Raw genomic sequence first — 16,929 nt, forward strand, 5'->3', positions numbered from 1 at the left:
AACGATCAGCGTGTGCAGCGAGGTGTTACTTGCGCGAAACGATGATGTAGATCGCGTGGATGATGCCGGGGATGTAACCCAGCAGGGTCAGCAGGATATTCAACCAAAAAGCGCCAGCAAAGCCTACTTGCATGAACACGCCTACCGGAGGCAGCAGAATGGCGAAAATGATACGAATGATGTCCATGAAAAGCTCCTGATTGATTGGCTCTGATTGGCCATACAGCTAATCGACCCTGCCCGGCGGCGAGGGTTCAACCAGCTCTGGCACCGCGCCATTATTCTTTCTCGGGAGAGGATCAGGACAAGCATTGCACTGCGGGCACAACATCGTGTGCTGCGAGCAGAAAGAACATCGAATCGTTAAAACGCAAACAAAGAAAACCCCGCCGAAGCGGGGCTTTCCAGACTGTTTCCCTGATTTCCCTTTCACCCCGCCATCCTGGCAGGCTTCCCTACGTGTCCCTGTTATGTCTTGTTGCGCGTCCTGCGCTACGTCCATGAACAAAGATTAACTTTGGATCCCTTTCTTGGGAAGAGGCCAATTGGCGTCACGTAGTGTAAGCAAATGCTTACAAGACTTTTCCAGGTCAGAATTGTGACGCCTTCAACAGGTACAGCGACTCGCTGCCCGCGCGTACCGAGGCATCCAGCGAGTGAATACGCGGCAGCAGACGTGCGAAGTAGAAGCGTGCGGTCCCCAGTTTGCTTGCGTAGAACTCCTCCTGCTGCTCTTTACCCAGTGCTGCCTTGGCCATCATGGCCCACATGTAGGCATACGCGGTGTAACCGAACAGATGCAGATATTCCACAGAGGCCGCACCGATTTCATTGGGGTTGTTGCGCGAGCGATCCAGCACCCAGCCGGTTAGCTCATCGAGCATGTTCAAGGCTTTGCTCAGCGGCTGAGTGAACTCGCTGAGCGCGTTGTCCGAGCCGGTGATGAACTGGCGGACTTCATCGGAGAACAGCTGATAGAACGCGCCATTCGAGCCGACGATCTTGCGCCCGACCAGGTCCAGCGCCTGAATGCCGTTGGTGCCCTCGTAGATCTGCGTGATACGCACGTCACGCACCAGTTGTTCCTGGCCCCACTCGCGGATGTAACCATGGCCGCCGAATACCTGCTGGCCATGCACGGTGGTTTCCAGACCGATATCACTCAGGAACGCTTTGGAGACCGGTGTCAGCAGCGCCGCCAGATCATCGGCACGCTTGCGCGCGGTATCGTCTTCGCTGAACTTGGCAATATCCAGTTGCAGGGCGACGTAGCTGGAAAACGCCCGACCGCCTTCGTTGAAGGCTTTCATGGTCAACAGCATGCGACGCACGTCAGGATGCACGATGATCGGGTCAGCGGCCTTGTCCTTGTTCTGCGCACCGGTCGGGGCGCGGCTCTGCAGACGGTCCTGCGCATACTCGACGGCGGCCTGATAAGAGCGCACGCCAGACGCCAGGCCCTGGATACCGACGCCGAGGCGCTCGTAGTTCATCATCGTAAACATCGCCGCCAGCCCTTTGTTAGGCTCGCCGATCAGGTAACCGGTGGCGGCGTCGAAGTTCATCACGCACGTCGCCGACGCCTGGATGCCCATCTTGTGCTCGATCGAGCCACAACTGACGGTGTTGCGCTCGCCGAGGCTGCCGTCGTCACCAACCATGAACTTGGGCACCAGAAACAGCGAGATGCCCTTCGGGCCAGGCGGAGCATCCGGCAACTTGGCCAGTACCAGATGGATGATGTTTTCGGTCAGGTCGTGTTCGCCACCGGTAATGAAAATCTTGCTGCCGGTGATCTGGTAGGCACCGTCCGCCTGGGGTTCGGCGCGCGTGCGAATAATGCCCAGGTCAGTACCGGCGTGGGCCTCGGTCAGGCACATCGACCCGGCCCAGACGCCCGAATACATATTGGGCAGAAATTTGTTCTTGAGCTCCTCGGTCGCGTGGGTGTCTATCGACACGCAGGCGCCGGAGGTGAGCATCGCGTACAGACCGAACGCCAGGCTGGCAGAGTTGAGCATCTCTTCGACCTGAGCCGACACCACCTTGGGCATGCCCATGCCGCCAAATTCGGGGTTACCGCCCACACCGACCCAGCCGCCTTCGGCGTAGATCTTATAGGCCTCGGGAAAACCGGCAGGTGTGGTGACGACGGTGTCCTTCCAGTGGCAGCCCTCCTCGTCACCGTTGCGGCTCAGCGGCGCAATGGTCTTGCTGGTCACTTTACCGGCTTCTTCGAGAATGGCTTCGACCGTTTCGACGTCGACTGTTTCGGCCAGCTCGGGCAGTTGAGCCCAGAGCTTTGAAACCTCGAAGACTTCATTGAGGACGAAGCGCATATCGCGCAGTGGCGCTTTATAGTCAGCCATGGCAAACCTCGTGAACACGGATCGAAATGCTTTGGGAAGCCGATCGATGCATCCAGCGACGCAGATCAGCAGTCGAGTTCCACGAGTCTAACCGAACAACATTTCAGAGACATAGGGTCGTGTCATGACTGAATAGTCATAACAGGTCACGGGAAGTACCAGGGTTTGCTCAGGTTGCCGCTTCAGTCGTGCGCACAGCGCCGCGTCGGTTCAACTGCCCGTAAGCCACCACACAATTGCGCCCGGCGCCCTTGGCTGCATACAGCGCCTGGTCGGCGCTTTTGAGCACTTCTTCGGGCGTGCGATGCTCCGGCTGGCGTTCGGCAACGCCGATACTCACCGTCACCGACACGCTGCCAGCCTGCGCGCCGCTTCGACGCTGTCGGCCTTGCTGGTCGTCCTGAGGGCGATTGTCCTTGTTGCGCAGCTGAATCTCGTAACTGGCGATGGTCTCGCGGATGGCTTCCAGATGCGGCATGCACTCATCGATGCTCTTGGCGGCGAACACAATGGCGAACTCCTCACCCCCATAGCGATAGGCCTTGCCGCCACCATTGGTGATTTTTGACAGCTTGCTGGCCACCAGACGCAGCACCTGATCGCCCACATCGTGGCCGTGGGTGTCATTGAATTTCTTGAAGTGATCCACGTCGCTCATCGCCAGCACATAGTTGCGACCCAGACGCTGCATGCGCTCATTGAGCGCCCGACGCCCAGGCAGCCCGGTAAGCTCGTCGCGGAAGGCCATCTGATAAGCCTCGTGAGCGACGGCAGCGGCAATCATCAGCATCACCTGGCTGCAAAGTATGTTCAGCGTGAACGGCAGGATGAAGGTCTTGGGCAATGCCCAGAGCAAACCCAGCAGGCCGACGATCTGCGCCGCATGCAGCGGTCGCGGCTTTTCCAGGTATTGCCAGATCAGCACCGCGAACGACACCAGAAACATCGCATAAGACAGCTGAATCAGGCTCATCCATGCGCCATGCAGGACAGGCCAGCGGATGTCGGCCAGCCAGACTTGCAGCTCGACCGGATAACTTTGCTCAAGCCCCACCGCCACGCCGCCCAGCGCCACCAGCACCGCGAGCCGCGCAACCATGTCCTGGAACAGATGCGTTCGTTCCTCCCATGCCGCATATAACCCGAACAGCAGCGGCAGCAGCAGGCAGACCAGGTGAAAGATCACCGCCGCATCCTCGCGGACCTTGCCGTGGTCGCGGTAGTAATCGGTCTGGGTGTCGAGCAGGTAGTAGGCGATATACACCGTGAGCATCAGAAACAGCTCGCGCTGACGTCGATAAACACAGCAATACGCACCGCCCAACAGAAGAACCAGAGTAGGAAGCACGTTGAACAGCGAGGTGAAGAAGACGTTCAGGTCCTTTACGTACGCAGCCGCCAGCCCCGCCACCAGCAAACCCAGTGAAGGCAGAAAATGACTCAAGCGTGCAGCTGATGGACGCAACAAAAGGGGTTATCTCCTACCCGGCATCTGGATGACTGGCTGGCCTAATGGCATTGTGCCCTTCGTCAGCGAACAATGCATCGGCAGGATCAATAAACAACTTAATTTCTGTAACGGCAGGAAGTGGGAAATGTTTATTGCGGGCTTCCCGTGCCCGTACGTTGGCATGCAGTTCGTGACGCTCTAGGTCGTGCTGCAGCGCAAAGTCATGCTTTACCTGTCATCACTGCACATAAAAGCGCTTTGTTATCGCGATGGCACAGACGACGCAGAGTGCGACGTTAGTGACGGCTGAGTCCTGGCGCTGATCCGGCGGTAACTCGGCAAGGATGCCGAGTTAGCCGCATCCGGGCCATGGATGGCCCGTTGCGGCGACCCCCGGATCAGTGACAGGGCAAAGGAACCCGACGAAGTCGGGCCGGAAACGGAGCTGCGGGCTTTGCCTACTTTGGCCCCATCAAAGTAGGTCGCCGAGGGGCGAAAAGGTGACCTGAGTCGAACCCCAATCCACCCGACATCGCAGAGCCCTGTGTGACGCAGAGCGTCACGAACTGCATTCCCACGCGGAGCGTGAGGAACGATAGTCATCAGGTTCCGGGCCGTGCCTCTAGCCCGACTACTCTAAAGTGCTTTTCGGACACGATGGCATAGACGACGCAGAGTGCGACGTAAGTGACGGCTGAGTCCTGGCGCTGATCCGGGGGTAGCCTGGCAGGACGCCAGGCTAGCCGCACCGGGCCATGGAGGGCCCGTTGCGGCGACCCCCGGATCAGTGACAGGGCGAAGGAACCCGACGAAGTCGGGCCGGAAACCGGAGCGAAAGGTTTTGGTTACTTTGGCCTCATCAAAGTAACTCGCCGAGGGGCGAAAAGGTGACCTGAGCCGAGCCCAAACCCACCTGATGTCGCAGAACCGCTGTGTGACGCAGAGCGTCACGAAATGCATTCCCACGCGGAGCGTGCGGAACGAGAGGTCTCCTGGAGAACACGCCTCGTGACTATGCGCGTGGCCAGGGTTCCTTCTCAGGTCTCGCCAGGGATTCGATTACAGCCATGCGCTAAAACGCACCCATAAAAAAACCGCCTGATCAGCGATCAGGCGGTTTTCATGACAGCAGCGACGCTTAGTAAGCCAGGCCGAAGTCTTCTTCTTTCATGTCCATCAGGTTGGCAGCGCCCGACAGAATGGCCGCCACGTGGGTGCGGGTGCGCGGCAGGATGCGCTGGAAGTAGAAACGCGCGGTCTGGATCTTCGCGCGGTAGAACGCCTCGTCCGACGCACCGGCCGCCAGCTTCTCGGCCGCAACACGCGCCATATCAGCCCAGAAGTACGCCAGGCAGGCATAGCCGGAAAACATGATGTAATCCACCGATGCAGCACCCACTTCTTCGCGATCCTTCATCGCCGCCATGCCGACTTTCAGAGTCAGGTCGCCCCACTCCTTGTTCAGCGCAGCCAGTGGCGTCACGAACTCCTGCACAACTTCGTTGCCTTCATTGCTCTGGCAGAACTTGTGCACGATCTTGGTGAAGCCCTTGAGCGCTTCGCCCTGGGTCATCAACACCTTGCGGCCCAGCAGGTCGAGCGCCTGGATACCGGTGGTGCCTTCGTACAGCATCGAAATCCGGCTGTCGCGAACGTTCTGCTCCATGCCCCACTCGGCAATGAAGCCATGGCCGCCGTAGATCTGCACACCGTGGTTGGCGGCTTCAAAGCCCACTTCCGTCATGAACGCCTTGGCGATCGGGGTCATGAACGCCAGCAATGCATCAGCGGCTTTCTTTTGCTCCGGGTCTTCGCTGTACTTGACGATGTCGACCTGCTTGGCCGTGAAGTACACCATGGCACGCGTGCCTTCGGCGAACGCCTTCATGGTCAGCAGCATGCGACGCACATCAGGGTGAACGATGATCGGGTCAGCGGCTTTTTCCGGTGCCTTGGGGCCGGTCAGCGAACGCATTTGCAGGCGATCACGGGCATATTGCAGGCCGCCCTGGAAGGCGACTTCGGCGTGCGCCAGACCTTGCAGTGCAGTGCCCAGACGCGCAGTGTTCATGAACGTGAACATGCAGTTCAGGCCCTTGTTCGGCGGACCGATCAGGTAGCCGGTAGCGCCGTCGAAGTTCATCACGCAGGTGGCGTTGCCGTGGATGCCCATCTTGTGCTCGATGGAGCCGCAGTTCACCGCGTTGCGCTCACCGATGCTGCCATCGGCAGCCGAGAGGAACTTGGGCACGATGAACAGCGAAATGCCTTTGGTGCCAGCCGGTGCGTCCGGCAGGCGAGCCAGCACGATGTGGACGATGTTATCGGCCATGTCGTGTTCGCCGGCGGAAATGAAAATCTTGGTGCCGGTGACCTTGTAGGTCCCGTCAGCCTGAGGTTCGGCCCGGGTGCGCAGCATGCCCAGGTCGGTACCGCAATGCGACTCGGTCAGGCACATGGTGCCGGTCCATTCGCCGGACACCAGCTTGGTCAGGTACGCGTCCTGCTGCTCGGGCGTGCCGTGCTCGGAGATCGTGTTCATCGCGCCATGCGACAGGCCCGGGTACATGCCCCACGACCAGTTGGCTTCGCCGACCATCTCGCTGACCGCCAGGCCCAGCGACTCGGGCAGCCCCTGACCGCCGTGCGCAACGTCATGCGCCAGACTCGGCCAGCCGCCTTCGACGAACTGTTTGTAAGCCTGTTTGAAGCCGTTCGGCGTCTTCACGCCCGACTCGCTCCAGGTGCAACCCTCGGTATCGCCCACACGGTTCAGCGGCGCCAGCACCTGCTCACAGAACTTGGCGCCCTCTTCAAGAATGGCGTCGACCATGTCCGGAGTGGCGTCATGACAGGCTGGCAGACTCTGATAGTGCGCTTCATAGCCGAGCAGTTCATCACGAACAAAACGAATATCACGCAAGGGGGCCTTGTAGTCAGGCATAGCGATAACCTCTGCTGATGAATCCTGGAACGAATGACCGGGCGGTCGCTGGAGAGACACCCTCAAGCGCCAGACAATCTCGTATGCCTCGCGGTCAAACAGGTGTTTGAAACATACGTTTACGCCCAAACCTTGTCAATAGCGCAGCACGCACCATTCGTCCACGGCCCGTGCATGGACCACGCAGACGTACGTCGTGCGCGGATCAAGAGAAACGTAAGCGAAAGTCTAGTGGAGGGCGAAACCAGGTGCAGGCGTGATACAGGACAATGATGCGGAGAAATTCAGAGGGCAACGCCGTGCGCTGGAGGCACGGCGGGAAGTGCAGCGAAAATCAGGCGTAGGTGTCGATCAGCGTGCCAAGCATTTCATTGCTGGCTTTCTGCGCAGCCAGTCCGGCTGCAAACTGATCCTTGCCGGCTTCGAGTTCGACCATGTTGGACGACAGGTCCGAGCGCTGGCTACGGTCGACCGAGCGCAGGTTCTCGAGCTGAAAGTCCGAAGACTGGCTTCTGCCCGACACTTCGATATTGGAGCTGGCAATCTGGGTGGCCGCCTGATCCACACGACTTTGCCCGACCTGCATTGCGCTAAGGCCCGGGTAGAGGGTGTTGTTCATGGTGATTTGCATAAGCCGATCCTCAGTTCAAAAAACGAACACAAGCCATTGAACCAGCATTTGTCCGGAAATACTCGACAAACAGACTAATGGCACTAGGCCGCACGATAGCCTGGGTCTTGAAAATCCAAAACTGTCTTGCTGGTCAGCCACATAGCGGCGCTGTCAGCTCAACACCTTCAAATCAAGATACTGCGCCACATTTTCGGCACTTGCCTCATCCAGTCGCGGCACCCGCCCCAGACAAGGTGCGGGCAGACGCTCGACCAGCGTGGCGAGGTTTTCTTCAAGCCGCGAGGTGTCGGCATCCACGATGTTGGCCACCCAGCCAGCCAGACGTATACCGTCGCGGGCAATCGCTTCAGCAGTCAGCACCGCATGATTGATGCAGCCCAGACGCACGCCCACCACCAGAATCACCGGTAGATCCAGGGCAATGGCCAGATCGGACAACGTGCTCTGCCCGGACAGCGGCACACGCCAGCCGCCTGCCCCTTCGATCAGGGTGAAATCGGCCTGTCTGGCGAGCATATGCCGCATGGGTTGCAGCACCGAGTCGACCGTCAACGCGACGCCGGCTTCGCGTGCTGCCAGGTGCGGAGCGATGGCCGGTTCGAAGGCCAGCGGATTGACTTCAGCGTAATCCAGCTCGACAGAACACTCGGCCAGCAACGCCAGGGCATCCGGATTACGCAGCCCCTGTGGCGTGACCAAACAACCGGACGCGACGGGCTTGCCGGCTGCCGTGCTCAGGCCGGACGAACGGGCGGCATGCAGCAAACCGGCAGCCACCGTGGTCTTGCCAGCGTCGGTATCGGTTCCGGTGATGAAGTAGGCGGCAGTCATCTCAGCAGTCTTTCCTGTCAGTCCATCAGTTTTTTTCAAGCACCGCGTACAGCACTTGATAGGTGGCGGGCAGCCCGGCGTCCTGGCGAAAGCCTTCATAGGCCTGAACCATGCCCATGATCCGCTCGCGCCCGGTCAGGCCATTGGGCCGTCCGGGGTTGAGATTGTGCGCACCGAGCGCCTTCAACTCGTGCGTCAGGCTGCGCACGTCCGGGTAATGCAGCACCTGCGGGCGAACGTCGAGGCTGCGCACTTGCAGGCCGCTCGCCGCGCACAGCTGGCGATAGTCATCCTCATGACGAAAGCGGTTCACATGCACCCGCCCGTCCACGGCCTGCCAGCTGTCGCGCAGTTCGTATAATGTGCCGACACACAGGCTGGCAAAGGCGAATACGCCGCCTGGCTGCAATACGCGGTGAGCTTCACTGAGCACCGCAGCGAAATCGGCGCACCACTGCACCGCGAGGCTGGAAAAAATCAGCCCGCAACTCTGCTCACGCAGCGGCAGCTGCTCGGCGTCACCCGCAACGAAGTGCTGTGCGCCGCCCAAGGGCTGGGCATGGCGCAACATGCCTTCGGCGATATCCAGTGCAATACCTTCGCTGCCACTGAACGTCTGCGCCAGCGACCGGCTGAAATAGCCGGTGCCGCTGCCTAGGTCCAGCCAGCGAGACGGCTTGCATTGCGCAGGCAGACGCGCCAGCAACTCATTACCGACGTTGCGCTGCAATTCGGCAACGCTGTCATAACTGCCCGCCGCGCGGGAAAACGACGCAGCGACCTGACGTTTGTCAGGCAAAACAGAAGGTGGTTTGGGGATTGAAAGATCAGTCATCGTCCAGCTCGTGCAGAAAGGCGTGGATCGCAGCCGCTACCCCGTGAGGGTTTTCCAGCAGGAATGCATGACTGGCCTGCTCGATCAGGCCCACTTCGACATCCGGCAACAAGGCCAGCAGATCACCTGCTGCCTCGGCGGGCACGAAGGCATCCAGCCCGGCGAACAAATGCAGTTGCGGGCCACGATAGGTTTGCAGCGCGCTGCGGGTGTCGAGTTGCCGGAGTATTTTCAGGCCGTCGAGCAATGCCGTTCGCGACAAGTGCGGCGCGCCGGCCTTGAGCAGCCGTGCCAGACCGCGCGGGTCTTCTGCACCTTGCGTGCACAGCAGGCTGAAACGCTTGAGGGTCAGGTCCGGATCATCGGCACAACCAGCCAGAAATGCCTCGAAGTCCTGCGCGGGCATCGCATTCGGCCACGCCCCCTGGGTGACGAAACAGGCGTTGCTGGCCAGCGTCAGCAACCCGCAGCAACGGTCGCCACGACGCGCTGCCAGTTCAGCCGCGAGCATGCCACCCAATGACCAGCCGCCCAGCCAGGCGTCGTCTGGCAGGTTGGTGTCCAGTTCGTCGAGCCAGTCTGGCAAATCGCAACTGTCGATATCCGGCAACGGCTCGATTTCAACCCGCAAGTGCTCGTCCAGTCCGCGCAACGCAGCGGCAAGCGGCTCCAGCGGCGAAACGCCAAGGCCCCAGCCTGGCAACAGAATCAGACGATCACGCATGAACAGGCTCCGAGGAGTGGCTGGCATCCAGCAGCGGGTAGCACTGCTCCAGAGTGTTCAATAATAGCTGCACGTCGGCTTCGCTGTGCGCGGCAGACAATGTCACACGAAGCCGCGCGCTGCCCGCAGGCACAGTGGGCGGGCGAATGGCGGTGACCAGCAGACCACGCTCGCGGAGCAACTGCGAGAGGTGCAACGCCCGACCGGCATCACCGATCATGATCGGCTGGATCGGGGTAAAGCTGTCCATCAATTGCAGCCCGATCTGCTCGGCACCGCGACGAAACTGCTGAATCAGACGCGTCAGATGCTCGCGACGCCAATGCTCGGTACGCAGCAACTGCAGACTTTTCAAGGTGGCGCAGGCCAGCGCGGGCGGCTGGCTGGTGGTGTAAATGTAAGGCCGGGCGAACTGGATCAGGGTTTCGATCAGTTCTTCACTGCCGGCCACGAACGCCCCGGAAGTGCCGAACGACTTGCCCAGGGTGCCGACCAGCACGGGCACGTCATCCATGCTCAGGCCGAAGTGCTCGACGATACCGGCGCCGTTGGCACCCAAAGGGCCGAAGCCGTGAGCGTCATCCACCATCAGCCAGGCCCCTTTGGCCTTCGCCGAACGGGCCAGCGCGGGCAGATCGGCGATGTCGCCGTCCATGCTGAACACCCCGTCTGTCACTACCAGGGTATCGCCCACGGATTTTTCCAGCCGGGCTTCCAGGCTGCTCACATCGTTGTGCAGATAGCGCGAGAAGCGTGCACCGCTGAGCAGACCGGCATCCAGCAGCGAGGCGTGGTTGAGACGGTCTTCCAGCACCGTATCGCCCTGCCCGACCAACGCGGTCACTGCGCCGAGGTTGGCCATGTAGCCATTGGAGAACAACAGTGCGCGCGGACGACCGGTCAGCTCGGCCAGCGCCTCTTCCAGTTCGTGGTGTGGTGCGCTGTGGCCGATCACCAGATGCGAAGCCCCGCCTCCCACACCCCAGCGCTCGGCACCCGCCTGCCAGGCAGCGATCACTTCGGGATGATTGGCCAGCCCCATGTAATCGTTGTTGCAGAACGCCAGCAACGGCTGGCCGTCGACGATGACCTGCGGGCCTTGCGGGCTTTGCAGCAGCGGGCGCTGGCGATAGAGGTGTGCGGCGCGACGGGCATCGAGGCGCGTGCGGAGATCGAAAGACATGCAGGCCCCGGTCCGGAAGATGACAATTCAAAACGGGCCGGAACATGCCAGCCCGTTCAACGGATCAGGCAGAGGCAGCGTCGTAGAACATCGAGCTGCTTTGCTGCTCGACCAGCGCCTGTTCGATGGCGGCCTGATGCACTTCGTCGGCGTGCCCTTCGCCCGCTTCGGGTTTGATGCCCAGACGCGAGAACAGCAGCATGTCCTTGTCGGCTTGCGGGTTGGCGGTGGTCAGCAGCTTGTCGCCGTAGAAAATCGAGTTGGCCCCGGCGAAGAACGCCAGCGCCTGCATTTGCTCGTTCATCGCTTCGCGACCGGCAGACAGGCGCACGTGGGATTTCGGCATGAGAATACGTGCCACGGCGAGCATGCGAATGAAATCGAACGGGTCGACATCTTCAGCATTTTCCAGCGGCGTACCGGCAACCTTGACCAGCATGTTGATGGGCACCGACTCCGGGTGCTCCGGCAGGTTCGCCAGCTGAATCAGCAGCCCCGCGCGGTCGTCGAGGGACTCGCCCATGCCCAGAATGCCGCCGGAGCAGATCTTCATCCCCGCATCGCGCACATAAGCCAGGGTTTGCAGGCGTTCGCTGTAGGTACGGGTCGTGATAATGCTGCCGTAGAACTCCGGCGAAGTGTCGAGGTTGTGGTTGTAGTAATCCAGCCCCGCGGTGGCCAGCGCTTCGGTCTGTTCCTGATCGAGGCGGCCCAGGGTCATGCAGGTTTCCATGCCCATGGCTTTAACGCCTTTGACCATCTCCAGCACGTAAGGCATGTCCTTGGCGGAAGGATGCTTCCAGGCTGCGCCCATGCAAAAGCGCGTCGAGCCAATGGCCTTGGCGCGCGCGGCTTCTTCAAGCACCTTCTGCACTTCCAGCAGTTTTTCTTTCTCGAGACCGGTGTTGTAGTGGCCGGACTGCGGACAGTACTTGCAGTCTTCCGGGCAGGCGCCGGTCTTGATCGACAGCAGCGTGGAGACTTGCACGCGGTTGGCGTCGAAATGAGCGCGGTGCACCGTTTGCGCCTGAAACAGCAGGTCATTGAATGGCTGTACGAACAGCGCCCTGACCTCGGCTAAAGTCCAGTCGTGACGCAAAGTGGCGGTGGTGCTGGCGCTCATCGGGCGGCTCCTTGGTGTTTCTGGGCAATGCGCGAGGGCGGGAAAGACCCCACTCGCTACACGGATGTCGGGCATATTTAAGGAAGAGTCATGCGCTGTCAACCCAGCTACCCGCACGAGGTTTACATCTGGTTAAAAAACAAACAATCCTGTTTGTTATGTGATGAACGCAGTGAGGTGCCCGCGCCCATCTGCGTGCCCTGCGAAGCAGAGCTGCCGTGGCTGGGCAACGCTTGCGAGTGCTGTGCGCTGCCGTTACCCCGTTCAGGCATGAGCTGCGCGCAATGCTGCAAGCAACCGCCCGGCTTTACCCAGGTCATCGCGCCCTGGCTGTACGATTTCCCGGTCGACGGTTTGATCACCCGCTTCAAACATAACGGTAAATGGCCCATGGGACGACTGCTGGCGGAACTGTGCGCGCACTATCTGCAGCATCGTTTCGAGGAAGACCTGCCACGTCCCGACTGCCTCATTCCGGTGCCGTTGGCCAACAAACGCTTGCGCCAGCGCGGCTACAATCAGGCGGCAATGCTGGCCGGCTGGCTGGGTAAACAACTGCAACTGCCTGTCGACGAAGGGCATGTGTTGCGCAGCCGCGAGACAACCGCGCAACAGGGCCTGGACGCCAAGGCCCGCAAACGCAACCTGCGCGGTGCTTTCACCCTGATTGATCCCGACTGGGTAAAAGGCCGGCACCTGGCGCTGGTCGATGACGTTCTGACCACCGGCTCGACAGCAGAGGTCATTGCAGGTTTATTGAACACCGCCGGTGCGCGGCGGGTGGATGTGTATTGCCTGGCGAGGACGCCCAGGCCGGGGGATTGATTGGGCGCTGCGGCCTAATGTTCTCATCGCTCCCACGCTCCGCGTGATAGCGCGGCCCTGGACGCTCCGCGTCCGGTTTCGACGTCATGCACAAGAGCGATCATACTGCCCTCTCCTACTCGACCGCCCCGGATTTCCATGTCCCTACCCACCTTGCTGACGCAACACATGGTCCGCCGCCCGCAACGCATTGCGCTGCTGCAGCATATTGCCGAACAGGGCTCGATCACCCGTGCGGCGAAAAGCGCAGGGCTGAGTTACAAGGCGGCCTGGGACGCGATCGACGAGCTGAACAATCTGGCGCAAAAACCGCTGGTAGAGCGCAGTGTCGGCGGGCGCGGCGGTGGCGGCGCTAAGTTGTCGGTCGAGGGCGAGCGAGTGCTGCGTCTCTATCAGCGCGTTCAGGCCTTGCAGGCGCAGGTGCTGGAAGCCGCCGAAGACAGCAGCGACCTCGACCTGCTCAATCGTCTGACCTTGCGGACCAGCGCACGCAACCAGTTGCTGGGGCGGATCGTCAGTATCACGCGCCAGGGGCACAACGATCAGGTTCGCCTGCAACTGGCCGACGAGGTATTTATCGAAGCACAGGTCACCCATGACAGCACGCTGCGTCTGGAGCTGGAGAACGGCACGGAAGTGGTTGCACTGATCAAGGCCGGCTGGCTGGAACTGCACGCAGACAGCAGCGAAGAAACAAATGGAAACAATTCCCTGACCGGCCGAATCGACAGTGTGACCGACGCTCAAGATGGCCCAAGCGAAGTACGCATCACACTCCCCGGCGGCCAGACGCTGTGCGCCCTGGCGACACCTGAGCACCTGCGTGCACAGCAGTTGAAAACCGGCGTCACGGTGCAGGCAAGATTCGCAGCTTCACTGGTGTTGCTGGGCATACCGCTGTAAGCGCTGGCAGGTCATCACCACGACACAATTTCGTCATATGCGCGCACTAAGGTGGCTGCCATATTCGAGGGAGCCGTGATGATGAAACTATTAGAAGAAAACCAAACCACCGATCTGGAAAACATGGTCGGCGACGATAAGGTCGGCCTCACCCGCCGCGGTTTCATCAGCGCCGGCGCCCTGTGTGGCGCGGCGATGTTCCTGGGCGGCAACCTGCTCAGCCGCACCGTCCTGGCGGACAGCGTCAGCGCGGCGTCTGGCAGATTGCTCGGCTTCCAGAGCATTCCTGCTGCCACCGCCGACAGCATCAGCCTGCCCGCAGGTTACACATCCTCGGTACTGATCAGTTGGGGCCAGCCTCTGCGCGCGGGCGGTCCGGCGTTCGACCCGAGTGGCAAGGGTACCGCCCAGGCTCAGGAGGTGCAGTTCGGCGACAACAACGACGGCATGTGCCTGTTCCCGATGCCGGGTCGCAAAGACCGTGCCTTGCTGGCGATCAACAACGAATACACCAACTACCGCTACCTCTTCGAGCATGGCAAGGAGCCGCAATCGGCTGAAGAAGTCCGCAAGGCACTCGCCGCAGAAGGCGTGTCAGTGATCGAGATACAGCAGAAAAACGGCAAATGGCAGTTCGTGCAGGACTCGCGTTACAACCGTCGCGTGCATGGCAATACGCCGATCAGGCTAAGTGGCCCGGCGGCCGGTCACGACTGGCTCAAGACTGACGCCGACAAGACCGGCACCCGCGTGCTGGGGACTTTCCAGAACTGCTCCAGCGGCCAGACACCGTGGGGCACTTACCTGACCTGCGAAGAGAACTTCACCGACTGCTTCGGCAGCAGCAACGCGGAGCAGACATTCGATGCGGGCATGAAGCGCTATGGCGTCGTGGCTGCCAGTAAAGAGATCAACTGGCACCCGCACGACCCGCGCTTCGACGTGGCGAAGAACCCCAACGAGGTCAATCGTCATGGCTGGGTGGTCGAGATCGATCCGTTCGCCCCCGACGCGACGCCGGTCAAGCGCACGGCGCTCGGGCGTTTCAAGCACGAAAACGCCGCCTTCACGCAAACCAGGGACGGGCGCGCCGTGGTGTATATGGGCGACGACGAGCGTGGCGAGTTCATCTACAAATTCATCAGCCGCGACCGGATCAATCGCAAGAACCCGAAAGCCAACCGCGACCTGCTCGACCACGGCACCTTGTACGTGGCGCAATTCGACGCAGGCAACGGCAACCCGGATCATCCAAAGGGCAATGGCCAGTGGATCGAACTGAAACATGGCAAGAACGGCCTCGATGCTGCTGCCGGTTTCGCTAATCAGGCTGAGGTCTTGATTCATGCACGGCTGGCCGCCAGTGTGGTCAAGGCCACGCGCATGGACCGTCCGGAATGGATCGTGGTCAGCCCCAAGGATGGCCAGGTGTATTGCACCCTGACCAATAACAGCAAGCGTGGCGAAGAAGGTCAACCTGTCGGCGGGCCGAATCCACGCGCCAAGAACCAGTACGGGCAGATCCTGCGCTGGCGCGAAGGCGGCAACAATGCGTCGGCAATGGCGTTCGAGTGGGACCTGTTTATGGTCGCGGGCAACCCGACTGTGCATGCCGGTACGCCACAGGCCGGGTCAAGCAACATCAACGCGCAGAACATGTTCAACAGCCCGGACGGCCTGAGTTTCGATCGGTCGGGTCGGCTGTGGATCCAGACCGATGGCGATTCCAGTAACAAGGGCGACTTCGCTGGCATGGGCAACAACCAGATGCTCTGCGCCGATCCGGCCAGCGGCGAGATCCGCCGCTTTCTGGTCGGGCCGGTCGGTTGCGAAATCACCGGTATCAGCTTCGCGCCCGACTACCGGACGATGTTTATCGGCATCCAGCATCCCGGTGAGAACGGCGGCTCTACCTTCCCCGAGCATTTGCCCAACGGCAAACCGCGCTCATCGGTGATGGTCATCACCCGGGAAGATGGCGGCGTTATCGGCGCCTGATCGGCAATCAGGAAGAGGACGCAGATCGCTCATCGTTATATAAAGGTCTGCTATTGATTCTGGGCGGAGGCCGTGGGAGCGAACGTGTTCGCGAAGAGGGCTGTATGATCGCCGAAAATGCATCGACTGAAACACCGTCTTCGTGAGCAAGCTCACTCCCACAAGGATCTTTACTCCGCCTGATACTGCGCGTCGAGCCCCGCTTTCCGGACTCATCAAGACTTGTGTATCACACCGCGCGCAGAGCGTGGGAACGATGAGCAATCAGTCAGTCGATCAACCCGTTCACATCGTAGAACGGGTACGGCCCTTCATAGTCGCCGAACACGGCGTTATGGCTGACAAATCCCTGCTCCGATTGCCAGCGGTGCAGCACGTAGCCTGCCGGTTCCAGATTGAAATGCGCAGGCGCGGCTTCGTCGAGGTCGAGGACGATCTGGTGTGAGGTGCCCGGGCAGATGCTCGCCAGGCTGCCGCCGAAACGTCGCTGCATCGGTCGATGCAGATGTCCGCACAGCAAACGTTCCACCTGCGGATGCTGGGCGATCACACGCTCCAGCGCCGACGCATTGCCAAAGGGCTCGCGGTCCATGTGCCCTATGCCGGTAATGAACGGCGGGTGGTGCATGACGATCACGGTCGGCACATAAGGACGACGGGACAGCTGCGCGTGCAACCAGTCCAGCTGACAGTAATCCAGTTGCCCGCCATGCTCGCCGGGAATGGTCGTGTCCATGCCGATCAGGCGCACCGGGTATTTCTCCACCACCCAGTCCAGAGGCCCGCTGGCCGACAACGGCAGGTACACCTGCTCGGCAAACGCAGCCAGCAGGTTGTGCCGATCGTCATGATTGCCGGGCACCAGATAAAACGGCATCTGCAGACGCTCCAGCTCTGGCTTGAGTACGGCGTATTCGTCCTCACGACCGAAGTCCACCAGGTCACCGCTGATCACCACGATGTCGGGGCGCTGCTTGCTGGCATTGATGTGAACGACAGCGCGGCGCAACGCCCCCAGAGTATCGACCACGCCATAGGTCAGGCGCCCGTCGGCTTTGAGGTGCAGGTCACTGATCTGGGCAATAAGAAACGGACGATTCAAAATAATCT

General features: G+C 60.7%; 14 protein-coding genes. 3 read left to right on the top strand and 11 right to left on the bottom strand.

Annotated elements, in window-relative coordinates; all coding sequences use genetic code 11:
* Window positions 1–25: 25 nt before the first annotated feature.
* From KUIN1_RS24605 to bioB, 10 genes are all read right to left on the bottom strand, one after another.
* Window positions 26–187 (bottom strand): YqaE/Pmp3 family membrane protein, encoded by a 162-nt coding sequence (locus KUIN1_RS24605; RefSeq protein ID WP_002555565.1) that lies wholly within the window; start codon window positions 185–187, stop codon window positions 26–28.
* A 403-nt stretch (window positions 188–590) separates the two neighbouring features.
* Window positions 591–2,369, bottom strand: coding sequence for an acyl-CoA dehydrogenase C-terminal domain-containing protein (locus KUIN1_RS24610; protein ID WP_011269167.1), 1,779 nt, complete (start codon window positions 2,367–2,369; stop codon window positions 591–593).
* A 169-nt stretch (window positions 2,370–2,538) separates the two neighbouring features.
* Window positions 2,539–3,837: a GGDEF domain-containing protein gene (locus KUIN1_RS24615; RefSeq protein WP_024650702.1), complete on the bottom strand. Its 1,299-nt coding sequence runs from the start codon at window positions 3,835–3,837 to the stop codon at window positions 2,539–2,541.
* Between the two features lie 1,120 nt (window positions 3,838–4,957).
* Complete coding sequence (locus tag KUIN1_RS24630; protein ID WP_011269169.1) at window positions 4,958–6,763, bottom strand: phenylacyl-CoA dehydrogenase; 1,806 nt, start codon at window positions 6,761–6,763, stop codon at window positions 4,958–4,960.
* Between the two features lie 334 nt (window positions 6,764–7,097).
* Window positions 7,098–7,394, bottom strand: coding sequence for a hypothetical protein (locus KUIN1_RS24635; RefSeq protein ID WP_003419817.1), 297 nt, complete (start codon window positions 7,392–7,394; stop codon window positions 7,098–7,100).
* Window positions 7,395–7,547: 153 nt separating this feature from the next.
* Complete coding sequence (gene bioD, locus KUIN1_RS24640; protein WP_116829382.1) at window positions 7,548–8,228, bottom strand: dethiobiotin synthase; 681 nt, start codon at window positions 8,226–8,228, stop codon at window positions 7,548–7,550.
* Between the two features lie 25 nt (window positions 8,229–8,253).
* Complete coding sequence (bioC, locus tag KUIN1_RS24645; protein ID WP_116886911.1) at window positions 8,254–9,063, bottom strand: malonyl-ACP O-methyltransferase BioC; 810 nt, start codon at window positions 9,061–9,063, stop codon at window positions 8,254–8,256.
* Window positions 9,056–9,787 (bottom strand): alpha/beta fold hydrolase, encoded by a 732-nt coding sequence (locus tag KUIN1_RS24650; RefSeq protein WP_116886910.1) that lies wholly within the window; start codon window positions 9,785–9,787, stop codon window positions 9,056–9,058. The genes bioC and KUIN1_RS24650 overlap by 8 nt, the downstream gene beginning before the upstream one ends.
* Window positions 9,780–10,970 (bottom strand): 8-amino-7-oxononanoate synthase, encoded by a 1,191-nt coding sequence (bioF, locus tag KUIN1_RS24655; RefSeq protein WP_011269172.1) that lies wholly within the window; start codon window positions 10,968–10,970, stop codon window positions 9,780–9,782. Before bioF ends, KUIN1_RS24650 begins: the two co-directional genes overlap by 8 nt.
* Window positions 10,971–11,034: 64 nt before the next feature.
* Window positions 11,035–12,093: a biotin synthase BioB gene (gene bioB, locus KUIN1_RS24660; RefSeq protein WP_003372416.1), complete on the bottom strand. Its 1,059-nt coding sequence runs from the start codon at window positions 12,091–12,093 to the stop codon at window positions 11,035–11,037.
* A gap of 90 nt (window positions 12,094–12,183) precedes the next feature.
* On the opposite strand from bioB, the gene KUIN1_RS24665 reads away from it, so the two are divergent.
* The 3 genes from KUIN1_RS24665 to KUIN1_RS24675 all read left to right on the top strand — a co-directional run bounded on the left by KUIN1_RS24665 (window position 12,184) and on the right by KUIN1_RS24675 (window position 15,819).
* Window positions 12,184–12,918, top strand: a complete 735-nt coding sequence (locus KUIN1_RS24665; RefSeq protein WP_003402142.1) for a ComF family protein — start codon at window positions 12,184–12,186, stop codon at window positions 12,916–12,918.
* Window positions 12,919–13,056: 138 nt separating this feature from the next.
* A complete protein-coding gene (locus KUIN1_RS24670; RefSeq protein WP_024641367.1) occupies window positions 13,057–13,821 on the top strand; it encodes a TOBE domain-containing protein in 765 nt (254 codons plus the stop codon).
* 81 nt (window positions 13,822–13,902) lie between these two features.
* Window positions 13,903–15,819: a PhoX family protein gene (locus KUIN1_RS24675; RefSeq protein WP_162885999.1), complete on the top strand. Its 1,917-nt coding sequence runs from the start codon at window positions 13,903–13,905 to the stop codon at window positions 15,817–15,819.
* Between the two features lie 268 nt (window positions 15,820–16,087).
* Here the strand turns inward: KUIN1_RS24675 and KUIN1_RS24680 are convergent, their stop codons facing one another.
* A complete protein-coding gene (locus tag KUIN1_RS24680) occupies window positions 16,088–16,921 on the bottom strand; it encodes a phosphodiesterase (RefSeq protein ID WP_152092345.1) in 834 nt (277 codons plus the stop codon).
* Window positions 16,922–16,929: the final 8 nt, after the last annotated feature.

This window comes from Pseudomonas sp. KUIN-1 (genome assembly GCF_009176725.1).
In the GTDB taxonomy this organism is placed as follows: Bacteria; Pseudomonadota; Gammaproteobacteria; order Pseudomonadales; family Pseudomonadaceae; genus Aquipseudomonas; species Aquipseudomonas fragariae.

Bases quoted from the DNA above. Each gene is read 5' to 3' on its own strand.
- KUIN1_RS24605 (WP_002555565.1), bottom strand. From the start codon at position 187: ATGGACATCATTCGTATCATTTTCGCCATTCTGCTGCCTCCGGTAGGC.
- KUIN1_RS24610 (WP_011269167.1), bottom strand. From the start codon at position 2,369: ATGGCTGACTATAAAGCGCCACTGCGCGATATGCGCTTCGTCCTCAAT.
- KUIN1_RS24630 (WP_011269169.1), bottom strand. From the start codon at position 6,763: ATGCCTGACTACAAGGCCCCCTTGCGTGATATTCGTTTTGTTCGTGAT.
- KUIN1_RS24635 (WP_003419817.1), bottom strand. From the start codon at position 7,394: ATGCAAATCACCATGAACAACACCCTCTACCCGGGCCTTAGCGCAATG.
- bioD (WP_116829382.1), bottom strand. From the start codon at position 8,228: ATGACTGCCGCCTACTTCATCACCGGAACCGATACCGACGCTGGCAAG.
- bioC (WP_116886911.1), bottom strand. From the start codon at position 9,063: ATGACTGATCTTTCAATCCCCAAACCACCTTCTGTTTTGCCTGACAAA.
- KUIN1_RS24650 (WP_116886910.1), bottom strand. From the start codon at position 9,787: ATGCGTGATCGTCTGATTCTGTTGCCAGGCTGGGGCCTTGGCGTTTCG.
- bioF (WP_011269172.1), bottom strand. From the start codon at position 10,970: ATGTCTTTCGATCTCCGCACGCGCCTCGATGCCCGTCGCGCCGCACAC.
- bioB (WP_003372416.1), bottom strand. From the start codon at position 12,093: ATGAGCGCCAGCACCACCGCCACTTTGCGTCACGACTGGACTTTAGCC.
- KUIN1_RS24665 (WP_003402142.1), top strand. From the start codon at position 12,184: ATGCGCTGTCAACCCAGCTACCCGCACGAGGTTTACATCTGGTTAAAA.
- KUIN1_RS24670 (WP_024641367.1), top strand. From the start codon at position 13,057: ATGTCCCTACCCACCTTGCTGACGCAACACATGGTCCGCCGCCCGCAA.
- KUIN1_RS24675 (WP_162885999.1), top strand. From the start codon at position 13,903: ATGAAACTATTAGAAGAAAACCAAACCACCGATCTGGAAAACATGGTC.